Annotated in this window: 19 protein-coding genes; 12 read left to right on the top strand and 7 right to left on the bottom strand. The window is 61.4% G+C overall.

Going from position 1 to position 18,776, the window contains the following annotated elements; genetic code table 11:
- The first annotated feature begins 4 nt into the window (after positions 1-4).
- The 6 genes from mtrA to secA all read left to right on the top strand — a co-directional run bounded on the left by mtrA (position 5) and on the right by secA (position 8,655).
- Entirely contained in the window at positions 5-685 is a 681-nt protein-coding gene (gene mtrA, locus DAD186_RS07400; protein WP_065248123.1) for an MtrAB system response regulator MtrA, read from the top strand.
- Positions 678-2,300, top strand: coding sequence for an MtrAB system histidine kinase MtrB (gene mtrB, locus DAD186_RS07395; protein WP_065248122.1), 1,623 nt, complete (start codon positions 678-680; stop codon positions 2,298-2,300). The genes mtrA and mtrB overlap by 8 nt, the downstream gene beginning before the upstream one ends.
- Positions 2,297-4,000: an LpqB family beta-propeller domain-containing protein gene (locus tag DAD186_RS07390; protein ID WP_065248121.1), complete on the top strand. Its 1,704-nt coding sequence runs from the start codon at positions 2,297-2,299 to the stop codon at positions 3,998-4,000. The genes mtrB and DAD186_RS07390 overlap by 4 nt, the downstream gene beginning before the upstream one ends.
- 80 nt (positions 4,001-4,080) lie before the next feature.
- The gene (locus DAD186_RS07385; RefSeq protein ID WP_065248120.1) at positions 4,081-4,863 is read left to right on the top strand and encodes a ComF family protein; all 783 of its coding nucleotides are present in this window, start codon (positions 4,081-4,083) and stop codon (positions 4,861-4,863) included.
- Between the two features lie 152 nt (positions 4,864-5,015).
- Entirely contained in the window at positions 5,016-5,660 is a 645-nt protein-coding gene (gene hpf / locus DAD186_RS07380) for a ribosome hibernation-promoting factor, HPF/YfiA family (RefSeq protein WP_065248119.1), read from the top strand.
- Positions 5,661-5,865: 205 nt separating this feature from the next.
- Complete coding sequence (secA, locus tag DAD186_RS07375; protein ID WP_065248118.1) at positions 5,866-8,655, top strand: preprotein translocase subunit SecA; 2,790 nt, start codon at positions 5,866-5,868, stop codon at positions 8,653-8,655.
- Positions 8,656-8,683: 28 nt separating this feature from the next.
- Here secA and DAD186_RS07370 read toward each other — a convergent pair whose 3' ends face one another.
- Both DAD186_RS07370 and DAD186_RS07365 read right to left on the bottom strand, forming a co-directional pair.
- A complete protein-coding gene (locus DAD186_RS07370; RefSeq protein ID WP_065248117.1) occupies positions 8,684-9,073 on the bottom strand; it encodes an Rv3235 family protein in 390 nt (129 codons plus the stop codon).
- 33 nt (positions 9,074-9,106) lie between these two features.
- Positions 9,107-10,063 carry a LysM peptidoglycan-binding domain-containing protein gene (locus DAD186_RS07365; RefSeq protein WP_065248116.1) on the bottom strand — a complete coding sequence of 319 codons (957 nt, stop codon included), beginning with the start codon at positions 10,061-10,063 and terminating at the stop codon, positions 9,107-9,109.
- Between the two features lie 200 nt (positions 10,064-10,263).
- Between DAD186_RS07365 and DAD186_RS07360 the strand changes: the two genes are divergently transcribed.
- Positions 10,264-10,803 carry a hypothetical protein gene (locus DAD186_RS07360; protein WP_065248115.1) on the top strand — a complete coding sequence of 180 codons (540 nt, stop codon included), beginning with the start codon at positions 10,264-10,266 and terminating at the stop codon, positions 10,801-10,803.
- Here DAD186_RS07360 and DAD186_RS07355 read toward each other — a convergent pair.
- A complete protein-coding gene (locus tag DAD186_RS07355) occupies positions 10,800-11,042 on the bottom strand; it encodes a helix-turn-helix domain-containing protein (protein WP_065248114.1) in 243 nt (80 codons plus the stop codon). The two genes, DAD186_RS07360 and DAD186_RS07355, sit on opposite strands and share 4 nt — an antisense overlap.
- A 163-nt stretch (positions 11,043-11,205) precedes the next feature.
- On the opposite strand from DAD186_RS07355, the gene DAD186_RS07350 reads away from it, so the two are divergent.
- Genes DAD186_RS07350 through DAD186_RS07340 form a run of 3 tightly spaced genes read left to right on the top strand, consistent with a single transcriptional unit; the run spans position 11,206 to position 13,530 of the window.
- A complete protein-coding gene (locus DAD186_RS07350) occupies positions 11,206-11,859 on the top strand; it encodes an SAF domain-containing protein (RefSeq protein WP_167550770.1) in 654 nt (217 codons plus the stop codon).
- On the top strand, positions 11,856-13,043 hold the full coding sequence (locus DAD186_RS07345; protein ID WP_065248113.1) for a CpaE/TadZ family protein: 1,188 nt from the start codon (positions 11,856-11,858) through the stop codon (positions 13,041-13,043). Before DAD186_RS07350 ends, DAD186_RS07345 begins: the two co-directional genes overlap by 4 nt.
- A gap of 40 nt (positions 13,044-13,083) precedes the next feature.
- A complete protein-coding gene (locus DAD186_RS07340; RefSeq protein WP_065248112.1) occupies positions 13,084-13,530 on the top strand; it encodes a hypothetical protein in 447 nt (148 codons plus the stop codon).
- On the opposite strand, the gene DAD186_RS07335 is transcribed toward DAD186_RS07340, so the two are convergent.
- Positions 13,527-14,030 carry a DUF2505 domain-containing protein gene (locus tag DAD186_RS07335; RefSeq protein WP_065248111.1) on the bottom strand — a complete coding sequence of 168 codons (504 nt, stop codon included), beginning with the start codon at positions 14,028-14,030 and terminating at the stop codon, positions 13,527-13,529. The two genes, DAD186_RS07340 and DAD186_RS07335, sit on opposite strands and share 4 nt — an antisense overlap.
- A gap of 103 nt (positions 14,031-14,133) precedes the next feature.
- Here DAD186_RS07335 and DAD186_RS07330 point away from each other — a divergent pair, with 103 nt between their 5' ends.
- On the top strand, positions 14,134-15,639 hold the full coding sequence (locus DAD186_RS07330; RefSeq protein ID WP_065248110.1) for a sensor histidine kinase: 1,506 nt from the start codon (positions 14,134-14,136) through the stop codon (positions 15,637-15,639).
- 137 nt (positions 15,640-15,776) lie between these two features.
- Here DAD186_RS07330 and DAD186_RS07325 read toward each other — a convergent pair whose 3' ends face one another.
- A complete protein-coding gene (locus DAD186_RS07325; protein ID WP_016664986.1) occupies positions 15,777-16,025 on the bottom strand; it encodes a WhiB family transcriptional regulator in 249 nt (82 codons plus the stop codon).
- A 248-nt stretch (positions 16,026-16,273) separates the two neighbouring features.
- On the opposite strand from DAD186_RS07325, the gene DAD186_RS07320 reads away from it, so the two are divergent.
- Positions 16,274-16,708, top strand: a complete 435-nt coding sequence (locus DAD186_RS07320) for a hypothetical protein (RefSeq protein ID WP_065248109.1) — start codon at positions 16,274-16,276, stop codon at positions 16,706-16,708.
- 13 nt (positions 16,709-16,721) lie between these two features.
- Here DAD186_RS07320 and DAD186_RS07315 read toward each other — a convergent pair whose 3' ends face one another.
- The gene (locus tag DAD186_RS07315; protein ID WP_065248108.1) at positions 16,722-17,447 is read right to left on the bottom strand and encodes an SOS response-associated peptidase; all 726 of its coding nucleotides are present in this window, start codon (positions 17,445-17,447) and stop codon (positions 16,722-16,724) included.
- Between the two features lie 14 nt (positions 17,448-17,461).
- The gene (locus tag DAD186_RS07310) at positions 17,462-18,673 is read right to left on the bottom strand and encodes a YihY/virulence factor BrkB family protein (RefSeq protein WP_065248107.1); all 1,212 of its coding nucleotides are present in this window, start codon (positions 18,671-18,673) and stop codon (positions 17,462-17,464) included.
- Positions 18,674-18,776 lie beyond the last annotated feature (103 nt).

Here is an 18,776-nt window from a genome sequence, read left to right as displayed (position 1 = left end):
CGGCATGAGCACACCCCCTAGGATTCTCGCGATTGACGATGATGCCGCAATTGCAGAGATGGTCTCAATTCTTCTTGAAGGCCGCGGATATAGCGTCGTGACGGCTCCCGACGCGCGTAAAGGACTCGCCATTCTTGAGCGCGAGAACATTGACCTCGTCCTTCTCGACCTCATGTTGCCCGGAATGGACGGCATCGAGATTTGCAGGAACATTCGCGAAAGCTCGAATGTTCCCATCATCATGCTGACAGCCCGCACCGAAACCGAAAAGGTGGTCGAGGGGCTTGAGGTCGGCGCCGACGACTATCTCACGAAGCCGTTCGAACCCGAGGAACTTGTTGCGCGCATTCGTGCGCGAGTGCGCCGAGCACCGCACGGTGAGGCGGAGATCCTTACACTCGGGGATCTCGAGATCAATGTTGATCGCCGCCAGGTGCTGAGGAACGGTGAAACGATCCGCCTTACTCCGATAGAATTCGGTCTTCTCATTCAGATGACCCGCAACCCCTCCCAGGTGTTTAGCCGCGAGGATCTTTTGCGGGAAGTGTGGGGCTATCAGCACTCAAAAGATACGCGTCTTGTGAATGTGCACGTGCAACGCTTGCGTTCGAAAATCGAAATTGATCCCGACAATCCGCGCCTGATCGTGACGGTGCGCGGGGTGGGCTACCGCGCGGGTGAGTAGTCTTCGCGAACGCCTTTTTCCCCCGGCTGCTGCGGACGACTCTCAGATCAGTTCGCGAAGTGCGGGGCGCGTTCGCCTTCGCGAATTCTCGACGTGGCCGATCGCGGCACGTGCAGTTTTTGCAACGATGCTCCTGTCGGTTCTTGCGATCCTTGTTGTGGAAACTTTCCTTTCCACCGCGATTTCCGACGCGCTCTACGAATTGAGGCGTGACCGCTCTCTCGAGCAGTCCGAGACCATGCGAGGAACACTCGTGAGCGATCTCGAGCCCCTCGTCGGCATGTCCGTGAACGAGCGGCAAGACGTGATTATCTCGTTCATGGAAGGGGTGACCGCGGGAGATCCAAAAGTCTTTAAAGGACTCGCAGTGATCCCCGTGGGGCCAACCCCGGGCGACGCTGTGACCAACAATGGGGCACTGACAGCCTTCGTGAACGCTGAATTCGAGCGGGAACTCGATGCGGCCAATGACCAGTTCGTGTATCGGAGCATCGAATACGTTGAGCATGGAGTTTCGGGGCCAGCAATCCTCGTGGGCACAACCATTGATGTTGCGGGTGCGGGCCGCTACAGACTCCTCATGCTGTATTCGGTTTCGCAGGAGCAGGAGACTCTCGACCGCGTCAACGCGATCCTCGTCATCGGCGGGGCGGTTCTCGTACTGTTGTTCTTCCTCGTCTCCCTCGTCATCTCGCGCATCGTCACGACGCCCCTCAAGCGCGCGGCGCGAGCGGTCGACCATATTTCGGATAACGACCTCGATTATCGCCTTGTCATCCAAGGTGGTGATGACCTCGCGCGCATGGGAACGAGCTTCAACAATATGGCGGCCTCGCTGCAATCGACCATTACCGAGCTCGTTGAGCTTTCCGAGCTTGAAAAACGCTTCGTTTCCGACGTCTCCCACGAGCTACGCACGCCGTTCACCACAATTAAGATGGCCGCCGCGATGCTCGAGATGGAAAAAGAGTCCTTTACTCCTTCGGGCAAGCGCAGTCTCGAACTCTTGCGGGAGCAAGTCGCGCGATTCGAGGCACTTATCGCGGATCTCCTCGAGATTTCACGGCACGAGGCCGGCACGGTCGAGCTTGAGGCGAAGCCGACGTCACTCGCGGGCCTGGTTGACGAGCAGGTCGAGCAGTTGGTGCCCATTGCGCGGGAATATGACGCCGATATCCGCGTGCACCACTTGAGTGACGATACCGTCGGGGAGATGGATTCGAGGCGCATCGAGCGGATCGTGCGGAACCTCTTGACGAATGCGATCGAGCACGGCTCAGGCGGCGTGATTGATGTGCGAACGGCGGCGCGCGGATCGACGCTCGCACTCACGGTACAAGACTTCGGTGCAGGCCTAAGCCCGCAAGAGGCGCAGCGGGTGTTTGATCGGTTTTGGCGCGCCGCACCCTCGCGTACACATACGCTAGGCGGAACGGGGCTTGGGCTCGCGATTGCGCAAGAGGATGCCGAAGCACACGGAGGCCTCCTCGAAGCTTGGGGCGTCAAAGGGGAAACCGCGGTGTTCCGGCTACTTTTGCCGCGAACCCCAGGGGAGAAACTCGCTGCGGCGCCGCTCGCGCTCGTGCGGCCGGTCGAGAAGGGGGACACGGAGTGAAGAGGCAAGCGTTCGGTGCGCGAATGCTTCGGCGACGCGCCGTTCTCGCAGGGGCGAGCGTCGCGGCGCTCGCGGGATGTGCACGCATCCCCAATTCCTCGGAGGTGCACACAACTCCAGTGAAGGGGATCGGTCTCGGTGCACAGGGAGACACAGCCGTGGCACCGCCCGATCCGGGAGCCACAAAGATCGATATTGTGCGAGGGTTCCTTGCCGCGCATCTCGGAGTCGAGGATGGCAACCGCACTGCTCGCGAATACCTTGCGGAGAGTATTCGCAAGTCGTGGAAACCCATGACCGGGATTGAATTTTCTGAGACCGAGGGACTGGTATTCCAGGAATTAGATGGCGACAAAGTTTCCGTGACAGTACCGGTAGTCTCCAAGGTGTCACCCACCGGGGCTCGCGCGGTCAATCTTCATGCCGAGCGGGAAAAGGCAGAGTTTCGCCTCGTGCAGGTCAACGGGCAGTGGCGAATCTCCGAAACCCCCGATGCGCTCGTGCTCGGGTCGGAAGATTTCGCGCGACTATTCGAACCCGTGCGCGTGTACTTCGTGGCGAATGCGGGAGATGCTCTCGTCGCCGATCCTCGATGGTTCTTGCGTCAATCGACGTTTGCCTCGGCCTTCAACCGGCTCGCGCTCGGGCCGCCTCAATACCTGAAGGATGCTGTGCGTTCCGCGCTCAACGAGGGCAGCGTCATTGCCCCGAGTGCGCTCTCAAGGAATGAGGCGGGTGACCTCGTTGTGCAGCCCCCGGCGTCGGTTCTTGAACTCCCTCACGATGAACGCGCCCTTGCCCTCGCCCAGATCTCCGCAACCCTTCTGAGCCTCAAGCGAGTCCCAAGAGTGGTGTTCATGGACGGTCGGGAGGAAATCGCCCTTCCCCCTGATTCCCACCCTGTAAAAGCCTCGGTGGGCCACAGGCTCTATGGCTCGGGGGACAGCGGCATCGTGTCACTCGCAAGCGACACCGGAGGAGCATCGCTCGTGCCGGCCCTCGCATCCGAGACTGTTCGGCTGGGCAGAATAAGCGCCAACGGTCGCTACGCAAGCGCGGTGAGCCTTGATCGCCGAACGCTTCTCGTGACCGACCGTTCTGCTGACGCTCATGTGCGCCGCGAAAGCCTGGCCGAAGAGTTGTGTGCCCCGAGCATCGATCAATTTGGGTATGCCTGGACGATGCCGAGCGTCGGCGCGCCCGAACTTATCGCGGTGAGCGCCGATTTATCGGTTGAGGTGCGACGGCTTCCCGTTCCATGGCAGCCCACAGCCGACATTGCCTTCACTTCCCTCTCCTCGGATGGGGTGCGCCTCGCTGTCGTGCATGGCTCGCGCGGAGCCATCACCCTGAGCATCATCGGGATCGTGCGAGAGAAGCATGGCGCCCCATTGGGCCTTGCGGAGCCTCTCAGCGTAAGCGTCGCACTCGAGACCGTTGACGGTATCGCGTGGTATTCCGAGGAATCGATCCTGCTGTGGGGAACTTCGGGAGAAAGCACCCTGCCCATGGCAATCTCGTGGAATATGCACACGGGTTTCGAGCAAGTGAGCGAGTTGCGCGAGAACACGACGTCGGTGGCCGGCTCGCTCGAGGCACGTCTCATGTTCGTGGGGAGCGGAGACGGCCAAGTCGTCCAAAGGAAAGTGGATTCGTGGGCGCACATCGACGTGCGCGGGCGAGATATCGCTCTGTACTAGAGCCGAGGTGGTGGCGGCGCAGCCGTCGGAACGTGCTCCACGGCTGCCGGTTTTCCCCACGTTCGCGAAGGGGACTTGGCATGCCCCCTCCCACGCGCTCGAATAAGGGTATGAGCATTGACTGCCCTCGGGTCTTCGCGCGGTTTGCGAGTATCGCGCTGCAGTCCCTCGTGCCGTTCTCATGCCCGTGCGGTGAGAGCGGCCTTCACTTGTGTGACGAATGTGCGGGCGAATTCTCGCGCGGAACCGTTTGGGTGGAGGGCGTGTGCGAGGGCGTGTGCGAAGCGCGCCCGAGTGCCGACGGTCGTGAGCTCGAGATTGCGCCGGCATTTCGTGTGGCGACGCTTGCCGAATATGAAGGGCGCGCGAAAAGTGCCATCCTCGACTACAAAAACGGGGGCCATTTTGCTCTCGCCAACTACTTGGGGCCTCTCCTTGCCGATGCCCTCACTGAGCTCAGTGAAGGGTGCATGCACAGACACGTGATCGTCCCCGTGCCCTCGCGGGCCGAAGCGGTGAGGCGTCGGGGAGAGGACCATATGCGACTCCTTGCCGAAAGTGTGGGTGCACACGCAAGGGTGGGCGTGGCACCGGCGCTAGTGCTCAGCGGAATGAGTCAACATTCACGGACCAAGCGTGAGAGGGCACGAGGCACGGAGCGGGTGATCGGCCCGAAAAGGGTAGCCGAATGGGAGGGGATGAGGGGCATGCGGGCTGTCATTCTCGACGATGTTGTGACAACCGGCAGCACTCTCAAGAAGACGAGCGATGCTCTCGAGGCCCTCGGCGTGCGCACGTGCGCGGCACTCACGATCGCCTCAGCGAGGCTTCCGCGCGCAAACACTCCAAGTCTACCCGTGTGACCTGCGGTACGTTTTCAGTCAGAAGTCCCATAATTGAAGGACTCAAAGCGGCAGGGACGCTGCGAACCTCATGAGGAGGAGGTGAACCACCCACCCGTAGAACCGGGCGGAACGTGGCCGCCCACACACTTCTCAACTCTGGAGGATTTCTCATGGATATCAATGTTGTTGGCCGTCAAATGGACGTTTCCGAACGCTTCCAGCGCCACCTCGAGGGCAAGCTCGAAAAGGTCTCCCAGCTCGCGCCAAGCGCCATGCGAATTGACGTCGAGGTTTCGTCCGAAAAGAACCCACGCCGCGCCGAAGAAAGCGAGCGTGTCGAGCTCACCGTCCATGACGAGGGTCAGGTTATCCGCTCCGAAGCGCGCTCCGGGGACCTCTACTCGGCTCTTGACCTCGCGCTCGCGAAGCTCCTTGAACGCTTGCGTCGCCTTGCCGATCGGCGTAAGGACCGTCACCGCGGACGCTCAAGGGGGCACGGTGCCGATGCGGAAACACTTCGCAAAATGCAGGCGGATACCGAACGCATTGAAGAGCTTTTTGTGCAGGCCGAAAACGAGGGGCGCAAAGACCTCAAGAACGAGGGCGAGGAACCGGTCGAGGAATCGGCGCCCACTTCCCCCATCGTGATTCGCGAAAAGAAGCACAAGGCGCAACCGATGAGCATCGATGACGCCCTTTACCAAATGGAGCTCGTTGGCCACGACTTCTACCTCTTCATCGACGAAGAGACCTCCAACCCGAAAGTGGTGTACCGCCGTAAGGGCTGGAACTATGGCGTTATCGAATTGGAATAAAACTATTTGCACGGTAAAAGCCCAGTTAGCAGGGGGCTTTTCCGGCGTGTGACGACTTCCTCGGGGGGTTCGGGCGCTCGAGTAGCGCGCGGACCCCCTTCGCCACGTAGACTGGGACGGTTCGCGCTGTTATCTGTAAGGAAACCGCGCCGTGAGTGTTCCGCACGTGAGCGTGCATGACGAGATCCTCTAAGGGAGTTTTCCAGTGGCCAAGCTTTTCGACGTCATTCTTCGTGCCGGTGAGGGCCGTGAGCGCAAGCGCCTCGCCGACATCGCGCAACGCGTTGATGATATCGAGGAGGGCTTCCTCGAACTCTCCGATGAAGAACTTCGCGATGAGACCGAGAAGTTCAAGAAGCGCCTCGCCGACGGCGAAACTCTCGATGACATCCAGGTCGAGGCTTTCGCGACCGTGCGCGAAGCTGCACGACGCACGCTCGGCCAGCGCGCCTACCCCGTGCAGCTCATGGGCGGTGCCGCGCTTCACCGTGGCGAAATTGCCGAGATGAAAACCGGTGAGGGCAAGACCCTCGTCGCCACACTTCCCGCCTACCTCAATGCGCTCGCCGGTAAGGGCGTGCACATCGTGACGGTTAATGACTACCTCGCGAAATACCAGGGCGAGATCATGGGGCGTGTGTTCCGTATGCTCGGTCTCACGACCGGCGTGATCGTCTCCGGACAAGACCCCGCGGAGCGTCGCCAACAGTACGCCGCCGACATCACCTACGGCACGAACAACGAATTCGGCTTCGACTACTTGCGCGACAACATGGCGCACTCCGTGAGCGACAAGGTGCAGCGCGGCCACTTCTTCGCGATTGTCGACGAGGTTGACTCGATCCTTATCGATGAGGCTCGTACTCCGCTCATTATTTCGGGCCCGGCATCGGGAGATGTCAATAAGTGGTTCGCTGAGTTTGCGCGCGTCGCCACGAAGCTTAAGCGCGATCGAGACTACGAAGTCGATGAAAAGAAGCGCACTGTCGGCATTCTCGAGCCAGGCATCGACCTCGTCGAAGACCAGCTCGGCATCGATAATCTCTACGAGTCGCTCAATACTCCGCTGATCGGGTTCCTCAACAACGCCATCAAGGCGAAGGAACTGTTCAAACGCGATAAGGACTACGTCGTCATGAACGGCGAAGTCATGATCGTCGACGAGCACACGGGCCGTATCCTTTCGGGCCGCCGCTACAACGAAGGCGTGCATCAGGCGATCGAAGCGAAGGAAGGCGTCGCCATCAAGGCTGAGAACCAGACGCTCGCCACGATCACCCTCCAAAACTACTTCAAGCTTTACGAGAAGCTCGCGGGCATGACCGGTACCGCCGAAACCGAGGCTGCCGAGTTCATGGGAACGTACAAGCTCGGCGTCGTGCCCATTCCCACGAACCTGCCGCTGCAGCGCATCGATCAAATGGATCAGATCTACCGCACGGAGAAGGCCAAGTACCGCGCTGTCGTTGCCGACATCGAGGAGCGCCACGAGAAGGGACAACCCGTGCTCGTGGGCACGGTGAGCGTTGAGAAGTCGGAGTACCTCTCCTCGCTCCTCAAAAAGAAGGGCATCCCTCACAACGTTCTCAATGCGAAGAACAACGAGGGGGAGGCCGCCGTCGTGGCCATGGCCGGTCGCAAGGGCGCCGTGACGGTTGCCACCAACATGGCGGGCCGCGGTACCGACATCATGCTCGGCGGCAACGTCGAGTTCATGGCAACGAAAGACCTCGAACAACGAGGTCTCGATCCGGAAGAGCAGCCTGAAGAGTACGAGGCTGCATGGGACGGTGCGCTCGAAGCCGCACGCGAACAGGTCGCCAAGGAGCACGACGAGGTCGTTGAACTCGGCGGGCTCTACGTTCTCGGCACCGAACGTCACGAGTCGCGCCGCATCGATAACCAGCTTCGCGGCCGTTCGGGCCGCCAGGGTGATCCGGGTGAGTCCCGCTTCTACCTTTCACTTCAAGACGACCTCGTGCGCCGCTTCTCGCAGGGACGCGCCGAGCAGATCCTGGAGCGCGGCGGCGTAGACGAGGACACTCCGCTCACGGGACGCATTGTGACGGGTTCCATCCAGGGGGCTCAAAAGCGTATCGAGTCACAGAACTTCGAAATCCGTAAGAACGTCGTGAAGTACGACGACGTGCTGACAAAGCAGCGCGCCCGCGTGTACGAGGATCGCAATCGCATTCTCGAGGGAGAGGACCTCGACGAGTCGATCTCGAGCTATATCGACGATGTTGTTGGGGCGCTCGTGCGCAACGCTACTGCTGGCAAGAGCGCCGAGGATTTTGAGCTTGACGAGCTGTGGGGCAGCCTCAAGGCGCTCTACCCCGCGTCCATTACCGCCGAGGACGTCGTCGAGGAAGTTGGCGGCAAGGAAAACCTCACGGCGAAACGTCTCGAACGAGAGATCCGCTCGGATATTGCCCTTGCCTATGAGAAGCGCGAGGACGAGCTCGGTGAGGCGGCTATGCGCCAGCTTGAGCGCCGAGTACTGCTCTCGGTGATCGACCGGCGCTGGCGCGAGCATCTCTACGAGATGGATTACCTCAAGGAGGGCATCGGCCTGCGCGCGATGGCGCAGCGTGATCCGGTTATCGAGTACGCGCGCGAAGGCTTCCTCATGTACAACGACATGGTCGCGGGCATCAAGGAAGACGTTGTGGGCTACCTCTTCAACCTCGAAGTCAAGGTTCAGGAGGCACCGACCAAGGGGCAGGTCCCCGAGAAGGTCGCGAAGCTCGTGCGCGACGCTGCTGCGAAGGCAAAGGTCGTGTCTGGCGCCACGGAGCCTGCATCTGAGGAGATGAGCGAGAGCGCCCGAGCCGAGGGCGTCGACATTTCCGCGAAGGGCCTCGGAGATGGTCCCAAGGTTGAGGAGCTCTCCTACAGCTCTTCAGAAGGGGAAGCCGTTCCTGAACGTCCGCTTTCGCGTGCGGAACGCCGACGCAAGGAACGTGAGGAGCGCAAGCGCGCGAAGAAGAATTGACGCTCCGGCGCTCCTCGTGAAAGTGGGGCTAGCCGAGTTCGAGAGCTGTGATCTTCCAGCCTGAGCGTTTCTTCTCCCATCGCATGCACACGAAACGGGCTCGAAGCGAATCTCGCACGACCGAGTTTGCTTCGATCACGTCGTCGTTGACCCGGCAGATGTGCACGCCGCCAACGCTTATACGTGGCGAGACCCGGATGCCCGCGTTTTTCCGGTACGTTTTCACGCATGAGACCCGTTTCGCGAAGCTCTCCTGTTCCTGCGGGATAAGGATCTTGCTCAGGGATGTTGGCGGTCGATAGCCATTGAGAATCTCGAGTGCTTGACGCGCGACGGCTTCGACGACTGTGCGTGCTTTCTCGTCGTTGTCGAAGGGCGTGTGGGTGCCGGGCGAGGAAGGCTGAGTGTTGTTGAGCATGGCGTGAGTCTTTCTTCGTGATGGGGCTAGGGATTAGAGGCGGAAGGTTTGGCCGGGGAAGATGAGGTCGACGTTGTCGATCGTGGGATTTAGCGAGGCGATCCGGTCGATTTCACGAACGATCGCACCGTTTGTGGGGCGCTCGCCTTTTTCATGCGTGAGATGCTGCCTCGCGATGGACCACAGGGTGTCACCGGGCTTCACCGTGTAGGTGTGATCCGAGTGCGTGGCGCGATGTTCTCGCGTCGGGGCGGCGATCTCCCCGTGACCGGGAGACTTTGGTGAAGGCGCGTGCTGCAGGGGCTCCGGTGCGGGCAACGATTCCGAAGAACCTGAGAAGGCGATGGCGTAGGACGGCTCTGGCTCGGGGGTGGCGTGCAGTGGAGGGATCGAGCTGGCGTTGGCTGCCTCTTCCGTTGGAGCCCAACCGAGGGTTGTGACCCCCGAGGCATCGGGTGCTTCGTTGCCGCGTGCTTCCTCCTTGACCTGATCATCTCCGCCAGAATCGGAGGCGCTGTTCGCGTGCGTGACGGTGGCTATTGGAGTTGCCGCCTCGGCGAAGGCGCGCGACGGATTTCCCAGTGAGAGTGCTGTGGCCGATACCCCTAACGCAACGACGGCGAGGCGCGCAGCTCGAGGCGACCAGAGTCGAAGCACCTTGAGTGCGCAGATTCGGCGAGCAGATCGCTGAGGTGCAGCAACAGCGCACCAGATGAGGATCCACGTCACACTCAGGTGGGCGGTAAGTGCGGTGAAGCCGCCCGCACCGAGGGCGAAGATCGCGAGTGTAAATTGCCGCGCTCCGCCACTCGCGTGGGTGCCCTGGACGGCATAGGTAAGGGCGGTTGCGGCCATGGCACTCACTGCGAGCCAAGCGAGGGCCTTCGCGAGTGCGCGTGACTTCCTGATCTCCAGGGGAATGCACCCTGAAGCATCGTGTGCCGTTGTGCTTTCGGCGCGGTGGCCATGCCGCAGTGCTGTGGTGGTCATCGTTTTTCCCCCTTGGCTAATGACGCTGTGGTGATCCGGGGAGTATTGGATTCCCGGGTGTTCGAGTGGGCTCCCTGTTCCACTGATAGTCCACGCGCCATTTGATGCGATTTGATGAACTTAGGTGTTCGTTGATGATGGTATGTGCTCTTTGGTGGATGTGCAAGGGGTCACGATCATTCGTGCGGTACTTTGTTCGCATGAGTGCCGAAGACCGCCTCGATGACCTGGATCGCTGGTTCGAGCGCGAGCGCCTTGAGCGCGTTCGCGAGGACGCGCACGAGCTAGCCGATGCGGAGCGCTCTGAAGTAGAACTTCTCGACCGGGTCGCAGGGGCGGTAGGGGCCGCCGTAACGGTGGGGCTCGTCTCTGGCCGTGCCTACGAAGGTCGTGTTCGTCGGGTAGGGCGCGATTGGATCGAACTCGACGCCCTCCACCCACCGCGGAGAATTATCGTGAATGCTCAGAGAATCGCCTGGCTGAGTGGGCCGCTTAGCCGGGTCCGCCCCACCGACGAGAGGCACCCGCGGCTACGTATACGCAGCGCCGTTCAAGGGCTTGCCGAAACTGGACGCCGAGCGGTTCTCGTCACGGTTGCGGGGGATTTTTCAGGTGTGGTTGCACGAGTTTTTGCGGACCACCTTGAGCTGAGGGTGGTGAAGGGATCCGACGCCTCCACGCCCTCGCGAGGGCTCACTTCCGTCCCTTTTTCTTCGCTCGAAGCCCTGTGGGTCGTCTAGGAAGTTTCGCGCGTGCGCTTAGGTGCGCGCGCGGTGTTGTGAGCGAGGATCTCGGCCTCTGTTTCGGCATAGGCGCGATCGACGAACGCGCGTAGCTCGGCCTCCTCCACGCGCCATTGACCACGACCTCCAAGCTTGATCGCGCGCAAACTCCCGCTGCGCACGAGCGAATAGGCTTGCGGTTTCTCAATCGCGAGAATCTCGCACACCTCGTCGAGCGTGTAGAAGTGCATTGGCATGGTGCTCCTCGGTCAGCCTGGCTTCCACTATTTTCGCATGGACACGCGCTCGTGGTGCGACGGTGTGGATAAGTGTCGCGAGGCGAGTCGATCAAGGGTTGTCCACATTCGAATAAATCGCTCGCGCACTGTCGTGACTGTCGTTATGCTCAAGGGGAACTACGTGGTTCACGAACATTGGGGGGCAATGGGGGAGCGTACGCGCTTTCGACGCATCAGGAAAAATCCGTACCGCGATACTCGACTTCTCACGGGAGCGGCGCTCGTACTCGGCAGCACACTCGTGGGCGGTCTTGCTTTTGCGATGGTTTCCTCGAGTGAGGATGTCCTCGTTGCCACGACTGACATCGCCGAGGGGGACGTCCTCACGCCCGAGCACTTTGCCGTCGCCGAGGTCCGCATGGGCGAGAGCCGCGAACACTATGTGCAACGGCCCGAGGCGATTGGGGAAGGTGCCGTCGCGCGCGAGAGCATCGCCCGAGGCGAACTTCTTCCGCGCGCTGCCGTGGGGCAAGCCTCAGATTCCGCGATGCGTCCAGTGACAATCCAGGTCGCACAACCCGTCACATCGTCGCTCAGAAAAGGTGCGCTCGTGGATGTGTGGGCTTCGGGCGGTGAGGAAGGAGAGCCCTCGACAATCCTCGTCGAAGGTGCCATCGTGCGTGGCGTTGACGAAGGCGGTGGCCTCAGCGGCCGTGGCGCCCGCGTTGAGGTGCTGGTCCCCGCTTCTAGTGTCGCAAGTGTCCTCGATGCCCTGGGAGCGAAGAGGAATCTTTACGTCGTTGAAGCACCGGGTTTGTTCGAGGATGCCGAATGATCGACGTTCTCGTATGCGCATCAGGTGCCGATGAGGTTCAGCTCGTTTCGACGATCGCACAGCGGCTTGCTTCACACGCGCGAGTACTTCGTCGTTGCGTTGACCTCACGGAACTTCTTGCGCTCACGCGAGCCGAACTCGGTGACGTGCTCCTCCTAGATGTCGATGTGGAAGGGCTTTCACGCGAAGTCGTCCACGAGATCAGGCGCGGCGGAACGGGGGTTATCGCCATCACGTCTCCCGCGAGCCGCACCGATCCCGCGACCCTGGGAATCACCCTCGAAGCACACGGTGGGATCGAACCGGAAGCGCTCTACGAACTCCTCATGCAAGCCGGGCTCGAGGCTGAGGATCCGGATCAGGCGACGTGGACGCAAGATCCCGATGGAGAGGCACCGTCAGCGCCGATGATGACGGTGTGGGGGCCCGGAGGTGCGCCAGGCCGCTCGTTCGTCGCCGCGCACCTTGCGCACGAACTGTCGCTTCTCAGGGGAGAAAGCATCCTCATCGACGCCGATACCTACGGCCCGTGCCTCACACAGCTCTTTGGCGTACTCGATGAAGTTCCGGGCCTCGTTGCCGCATGCCGCGCGAGCGATAAGGGCGCACTCACGCCAGAGGTTTTGCTTCACCATTCTCCGCTTGTCAGCGATGACCTCCACCTCCTGAGCGGTATTGGCGTTCCTTCTCGGTACATCGAGGTGTACGACAACGCCCTCGAAGGGGTTTTCGCGAAGGCCCGGGAGGCGTCGAACGTCGTCGTCGCCGATGTTGCGGGACCCCTCGAGAGCGAGAGTGGGAGCAGCGACTACGGAACCCAGGAACGCAACGGCGCAACGCGAACCGCACTTGCGGCCGCTTCGCACGTTCTCGCCGTGGTGGCGGCAGACCCCATCAGCGTGACTCGGTTCGTGCGCGAAGCGCCTCAGGTCGCGGAGCTCACGCAGAGCCCCATCACTGTCGTGGTGAACAAACTTGACTCGAGCGTGACACTCGCAAGCATCGAAAGAACTCTCCGCTCACGCCTCGACTTTGACGCGTGTCTTGCACTGCCGCTCGATGCGGCAACGGTCTCTCGAGCAAGGTGGGACGGCGTGCTTCTCGCCGAATCCGCGCCAAAATCGAAGCTTCGCCAGTCTCTCACGCGACTGGCCGCTCACCTCCACCACAACCTTTTTCGCTAATCTTGAGGTTCTAGCAGCTACGAGGCCAAGGAGGGTGCACATGCGCGTGTACTGCCCCGTGAATGCGCTCGCGGGAGACACGAGCGTCACCGACATGTCGAGCCCCACGTTCGATCTGCCTGCAAAGGCCCGCGTGTGGGGAGTGCCCACCGCATCGACGACCGCACTCAGCGGCGACGAGGTGGAAGAGCGAGAGTTCGAGGCACTGTGCGAATGCATTTTGTCATTTGCCCATGCGAACAGGGGCGCTTCTCGTATCGCCATTGCGGCGTTCGACCTCCCCGACCGCGCACTCGAACGCGACTCCTCGCCCGAAACCGGGGAATGGTCGCACGTGCTACGCAGCGAGGCTTACACGATTCCGCTCAAGGCCTACCTCATCACCCAAAACTCGGCTTCGGAGGTCGCTGATGACCCCTACGCGCCCGATGCACTGTGGTTCGACCCGAGTGAGGCGAGCTCCGTGAGGGAGTTTCTCGAAGGCTAGCGCTCCCGCCGAAGGACCTCGTTCGCGAACGACTCCTCGGTGCGGAAGATCTCCCCAGCGGCTTCGGCTCCTGCCTTCTCCACTGCCCCTCCCACGAGGGGGATCTTTACGCTGAGCTGCGCCTCAATCTTCATGTGCGAATGTTCGCCGTTGCCCTCAAGCGTGAAATCCGCAGAGAGGTTCACCGGTAGCGAGGCGACTGTCGCGCGGAGCCGACCCGTGCGCGCACCGCCCGAAGGCGCATCCCATTCGTGCACGATGGTGGCCTCGAGGTGCTCCGGGAGAAAACGGCGGAACTTCTCGTGGTTCACCTGCTCACGAGGCACATTCGCCAGGATCGTTGTGGTGAAGGCGCCGTCGGAATCCCCCTGAACCTCCACACGCGTGTCTCGCACACCGAGTCTCGAGGCACGCTCTAGCGCACTCTCACGGCTCGCGTAAAAATGTGCGACCTCCTCGGTGCTCGCGTTGTACTCGATGGTTTCGTGGAGTGTTTTCACTGCGGTCTCCTCAACTCTCGTGTGTGCTCAAGCCTATCGAGCCTCGGTGACGCGAGCCTGCGCCCGAGAGAGGTGGAGTGCCGCGAGGCAGTAGGCTTGAGGCATGGCTCCCACTGTGAACAACGTTCTCACCTACGACGATGAAACGCCGAAGCCCGAGGTTGAATGGCTTCAGCTTTTGCTTGGGGATTGGCAGGTCATTTCAGATCTGCTCGGTTCGGATCTCGTGCTGTGGGTGCCTCGCGAAGAGGGCATGTGTGCGACTGCGCATTCGCGCCCGGCCAACGGCAATACCGTGTATTTTGAGGACCCAATCTCGAGCGTGTACACGCGTGAGGACTGGCCTGAACTGCTCGATGCATTCGACAATGCCGAGGCGGGCAACGACGACATTGACACTTTCGTGACGGTCGAGCGCGAGTCACGCCCGGCGTTCGTGCGTTTCGCGCCCGTGCGCCGTAAGGGGGCGGTGCTCGCGGTTCTTTCGATCGAGTCATTTACTTCACCGGCTGATGCGCGGCTCACGGCTTCGGAAGTGGAGCAGTACCGTCTCGGCCGAGAGCTTCTCCTCATGATGGGGGAGGGGGCGTTCCCCATCAAGGGGGCGCCGGTTCCGCCTCGCCGCGGGGCGCCGCGTGTGGGTGATGGTTGGGTGTCTGTCGACAGCGAGGGCGTCGTGAAGGCGGCCTCGCCCAACGCACTTTCGGCCTTCCACCGCTGCGGAATGCAGGGAGACATGGTCGGATGTCTTCTCGCGGAGCTCGCCACGGCCGATCTTCAGTCGCGCATCCCTGTTGACGAGTCGCTCCCGCTCGTGCTGACGGGGCGCGCCGCGTGGCGCGTGGACATGCAGGCGCGAGGTGGGATTCTCTCGCTACGCGCGATTCCGATTACGCGCAAGGGCAAACGCACGGAGGCGATCATCCTCGTACGTGATGTCACCGAAGTGCGGCGCCGCGAGAAAGAACTCATGACCAAAGACGCGACGATCCGCGAGGTCCATCACCGTGTCAAGAACAATCTTCAAACGGTCGCGGCGCTTTTGCGCCTTCAATCGCGACGTATGAAAAGCGACGAAGCTAAGGAAGCCCTACTTGAAGCTATGCGTCGCGTTTCGACGATCGCGCTTGTGCACGAATCCCTTTTGCAGGGGAGCGAGGAGACCGTTTTGCTCGACGATGTGATCGATCGTTGCCTCCGTCTCGCGGTTGATGCGGCTGCGGCAACGGTACGTTCTGCCGACCACGCGAGCGGCTTTGGGCAGGTCACGGTTGCGACGCACAAGATTGGTAAGGCTGGGCTGGTTCGAGCCGAGGAAGCCACGCCGCTTGCACTCGTGCTCACCGAGCTCGCGACGAATGCGGTCGAGCACGGGCTCTCGGAAACGGGGGGAAATCTCACGGTCACAAGTGAGCGCAGTGGAACGCACCTCGTGATTTACGTCGATGATGACGGCAGCGGCATGCCTCGCAAGCCCGAAGGGCTCGGCACGAACATTGCGCAAACTCTCGTGCAGGGGGAGCTCGGTGGGGTGCTCACGTGGGAGAACAGGCCCGACGGTGGCACGCGTGCCATGATTGACGTGTATCTCGACCCGCTCTCACGCTAATAGAGGGGTGGCCGTTGGCCTGAGTCCGAAGGGCGTGCGGGGCCATACTTTGCGCGCTCAATGGGGCTCGCCCAGAGCGACCCAGTTGCGTATGGGAGCTGACGTGGCCGCGCCGAAAGGCGGGCTCTGAGGCGGCGTCAGGCGACGCGGCGCGCACGCGCGGTGCGGCGCTTAAGCGAGCGGCGCTCATCTTCGGAAAGGCCGCCCCACACGCCCGAATCCTGACCGGATTCAAGCGCAAACTTCAAACAGATGTTCATGACCTCGCAGCGCTGGCACACTGCCTTGGCTTCCTGGATCTGGGTGATCGCCGGTCCCGTGTTCCCGATGGGGAAGAAAAGCTCGGGATCTTCGGTGAGACATGCAGCGCGGTGGCGCCAATCCATCGGGTCACTCTCTCTTTCCAGTGCATCGTGACCGTAGTGGGGCCACGATGGCGTGCGGCCCACAGGGCCTCGACATCAATGCGGATCGCCACAGACACCTTTGTGTTGAAGCGATGTAGTACTCCATTGTTCCTGGCAACGGCGCTAACGGACAAGGATCTAGAAGAAAGATCCCTCGTAATCTTTTCCACACCGTTTGCATCTTGCCACCGGCCGCCCCGCAGCGTACCGGGCACTAGGGTGGGGGCATGACCTCCCACCATGGCGACTCTGAAGCCGAGGCGACGTTCAAGCGCGCCACACACCCGCTGCGCCGCGTGAGTGCCCTTCTCCTCATTCTCGAAGCGCTCCTTCTTGGCGGTGCCGCGCTCTACGCGCTCGTGACGCTCCCGGCGCAGGCTGCCGACCTGAAAACGGTCGCGGTGGGGCTCACGGTTTTCCTTGGGATTTTCGCCCTCATGGTGGGTTTCGCTGCGCGTTCGCTTATGAAACGAGGTCGCTACGGGGTGAGCTTCGGTGTGACGTGGCAGCTGTTCCAGGCTCTTGTGGGAGGCAGCCTCATCCGCGGAGGGCTTCTCTGGGCGGGCTTCGGTGCACTGGCCCTCGCAGCGGCACTTTTTGTTCTTCTCTTGCGGCCGGAGAATCGACCTAACCGCGAGCTCTTCGTCGACGACGATACGTGAGGCGCGCGAGGGGTTAGGTAGGCGTAGGACTCTCTCGCTCGAGAAGGTGTGGGCCCTCGTTTGCGACGCTTCCCACCTCGCGTCCCACCGGGAAGGCCTCGAGCGCCGCCGACGCAAGCTGGCCCTCCGTGCCGCCCACCCACGCGTGGGCTTCGGCGCCCGAAGAGAACGAGTCGAGGCTGAGCCACGTTTCACGGCCATCCGGGTCGAGGAAAACGGGCATGCGGGAATGGATGTGCTTGAGGTGCCCTTCGGCGGCTTTCGTGATGATGGTGGCGCTCAAAAGCCATGTGGCCTCGGGATCTGCGGGGTTCTTCCACCACGACACAAGACCGGCTGCGTAAAGAAGCGGCGTATCGCGGCCGTGAATGAAATGAGGGACTTTGCCGTGTGCGCCTGCTTGCCACTCGAAATAGCCGTTCATGGGGACGAGCGCGCGGTAACGCTCGAGCGAACCGCGGAAACTCGGCTTCTCCACGAGAGACTCGCGGCGGGCATTGAAGGTCTTCGCGGAAAACGAGAGGTCTTTCGCGAACCGTGGAAGAAGGCCCCAGCGCGCGGTGCGCACGCCTCGCCTAAGTTCGCCCGTAGCGCGTTCGAGTCCTTCGGTAACGACGTAAATCGGTGCCGTGGGAGGAATGTTGTAGCGCGCGTGAAGGTGCGGATCCGCGAGATCAAGCGCGCCGAGATCGTCGAGCATAGGCTCGATCTCTTGGAAAAACGCAAAGCGCCCACACACGGCTCAGATTACTCCTAGTCTCGTGCGTCCTCAGCGCTTTTCTCGGTGCTTACCGCGGAGGGAGTGCTCGAGTTGCGGTCCTCCTCGCGGACGGTGAAGACCTCCTCGTCGCCCTTGCGTAGCGCATCCGCACCCGCGAACGTGGCGGTGTAATTGTCCTGGTTCTTGTAGAGATTGCCAACGCGGATCTCGCGGCCCTCGTCCACAATCTTTGCGTACTTCAGGTCGGCTTTCGTAGGCGGCTCGGCACCGCGGCTCGGCAGCTCGAAACCATCCTCGGCGGGCATGCCCGCAGCGAGCTGGCGGCCGCGCAGAACCTCCGCGTCAAAAGCCGCACCGAGAATCAGCACGATGCTCACGACCCACAGAACGAACAGAACTGCCATCACACCACCGATGGCGCCGTAGCTCGAGTAGCTCGCCAACGTCGACATATAGACGCTCAGGGCAAGGAGTGCGAGGGCGATGCCGATGATGGCGAAGACGCCACCAGGCGAGATGAAGCGGTACTTGTGCTTGAGGTTCGGTGTTGCCCAGTACAGGAGGGACACGACGGCGAACAGGAGCGCGAGCATGAACGGCCACTTCACCCACGCCCAGATCGGGATGAACGTGTTCGTGAGGAAGTCGAGGAGGCCCGACATGTTGATAGTTGAGAAAATCGGGCCGAGGATCGAATCCATCATGCTCTGGCTCAGCATCATGGACACGAAAAGGAGAAGGATTCCCACGATGAGAGCAGCGGTGACGGCGAGCATCGAAAGATTAAGCTTGACCGGACCTCGGGTTTCTTCCACACGATAAATCTTGTTCGAGGCGCGAGAGAAGGCCTTCACAAACGCCGAGGCGGACCACAGCGCCGTCAAAATACCGATGATGAGGGCGATCGTCCCCGAAGAGGTCGAGCCGAGGAGCGACTTAAGCGTTGATTCGATGGCGCCGGTGAGATCCGTTGAGCCATTCGCGATGTTTGAGTTCTTGACCGCATCGGTAATGACCTTCACGATTTCGTCCTGGAAACCGCTCAGGACGAGCGCTGCGAGAGAGAAGAGCGCAAGGAAGGTGGGGGCGACGGCGAGCACGATGAAGTAGGTGAGCTGGGCGGCGAGATCCGTTCCTCCCGCGCGTGTGAACTCGGTGAGAGTGCGCTTTGCGGCGTAGACCCACTCGGTCTTCGACATCTTTGCTTCGGTCACGGTGTCGCGGTCATTTAGGCGCGTTGCCATGCGGTCATCCTCTTGGGCAGGGGGACGGGACGACGTGAGTCTATACGGCTGATCTGCACGGATGCCACACCACGAGAAGACGCAGCACTCTGGAAAACAAAAG

Source organism: Dermabacter vaginalis (assembly GCF_001678905.1).
In the GTDB taxonomy this organism is placed as follows: Bacteria; Actinomycetota; Actinomycetes; order Actinomycetales; family Dermabacteraceae; genus Dermabacter; species Dermabacter vaginalis.
This window is presented reverse-complemented; position numbering and strand designations above follow the sequence as displayed.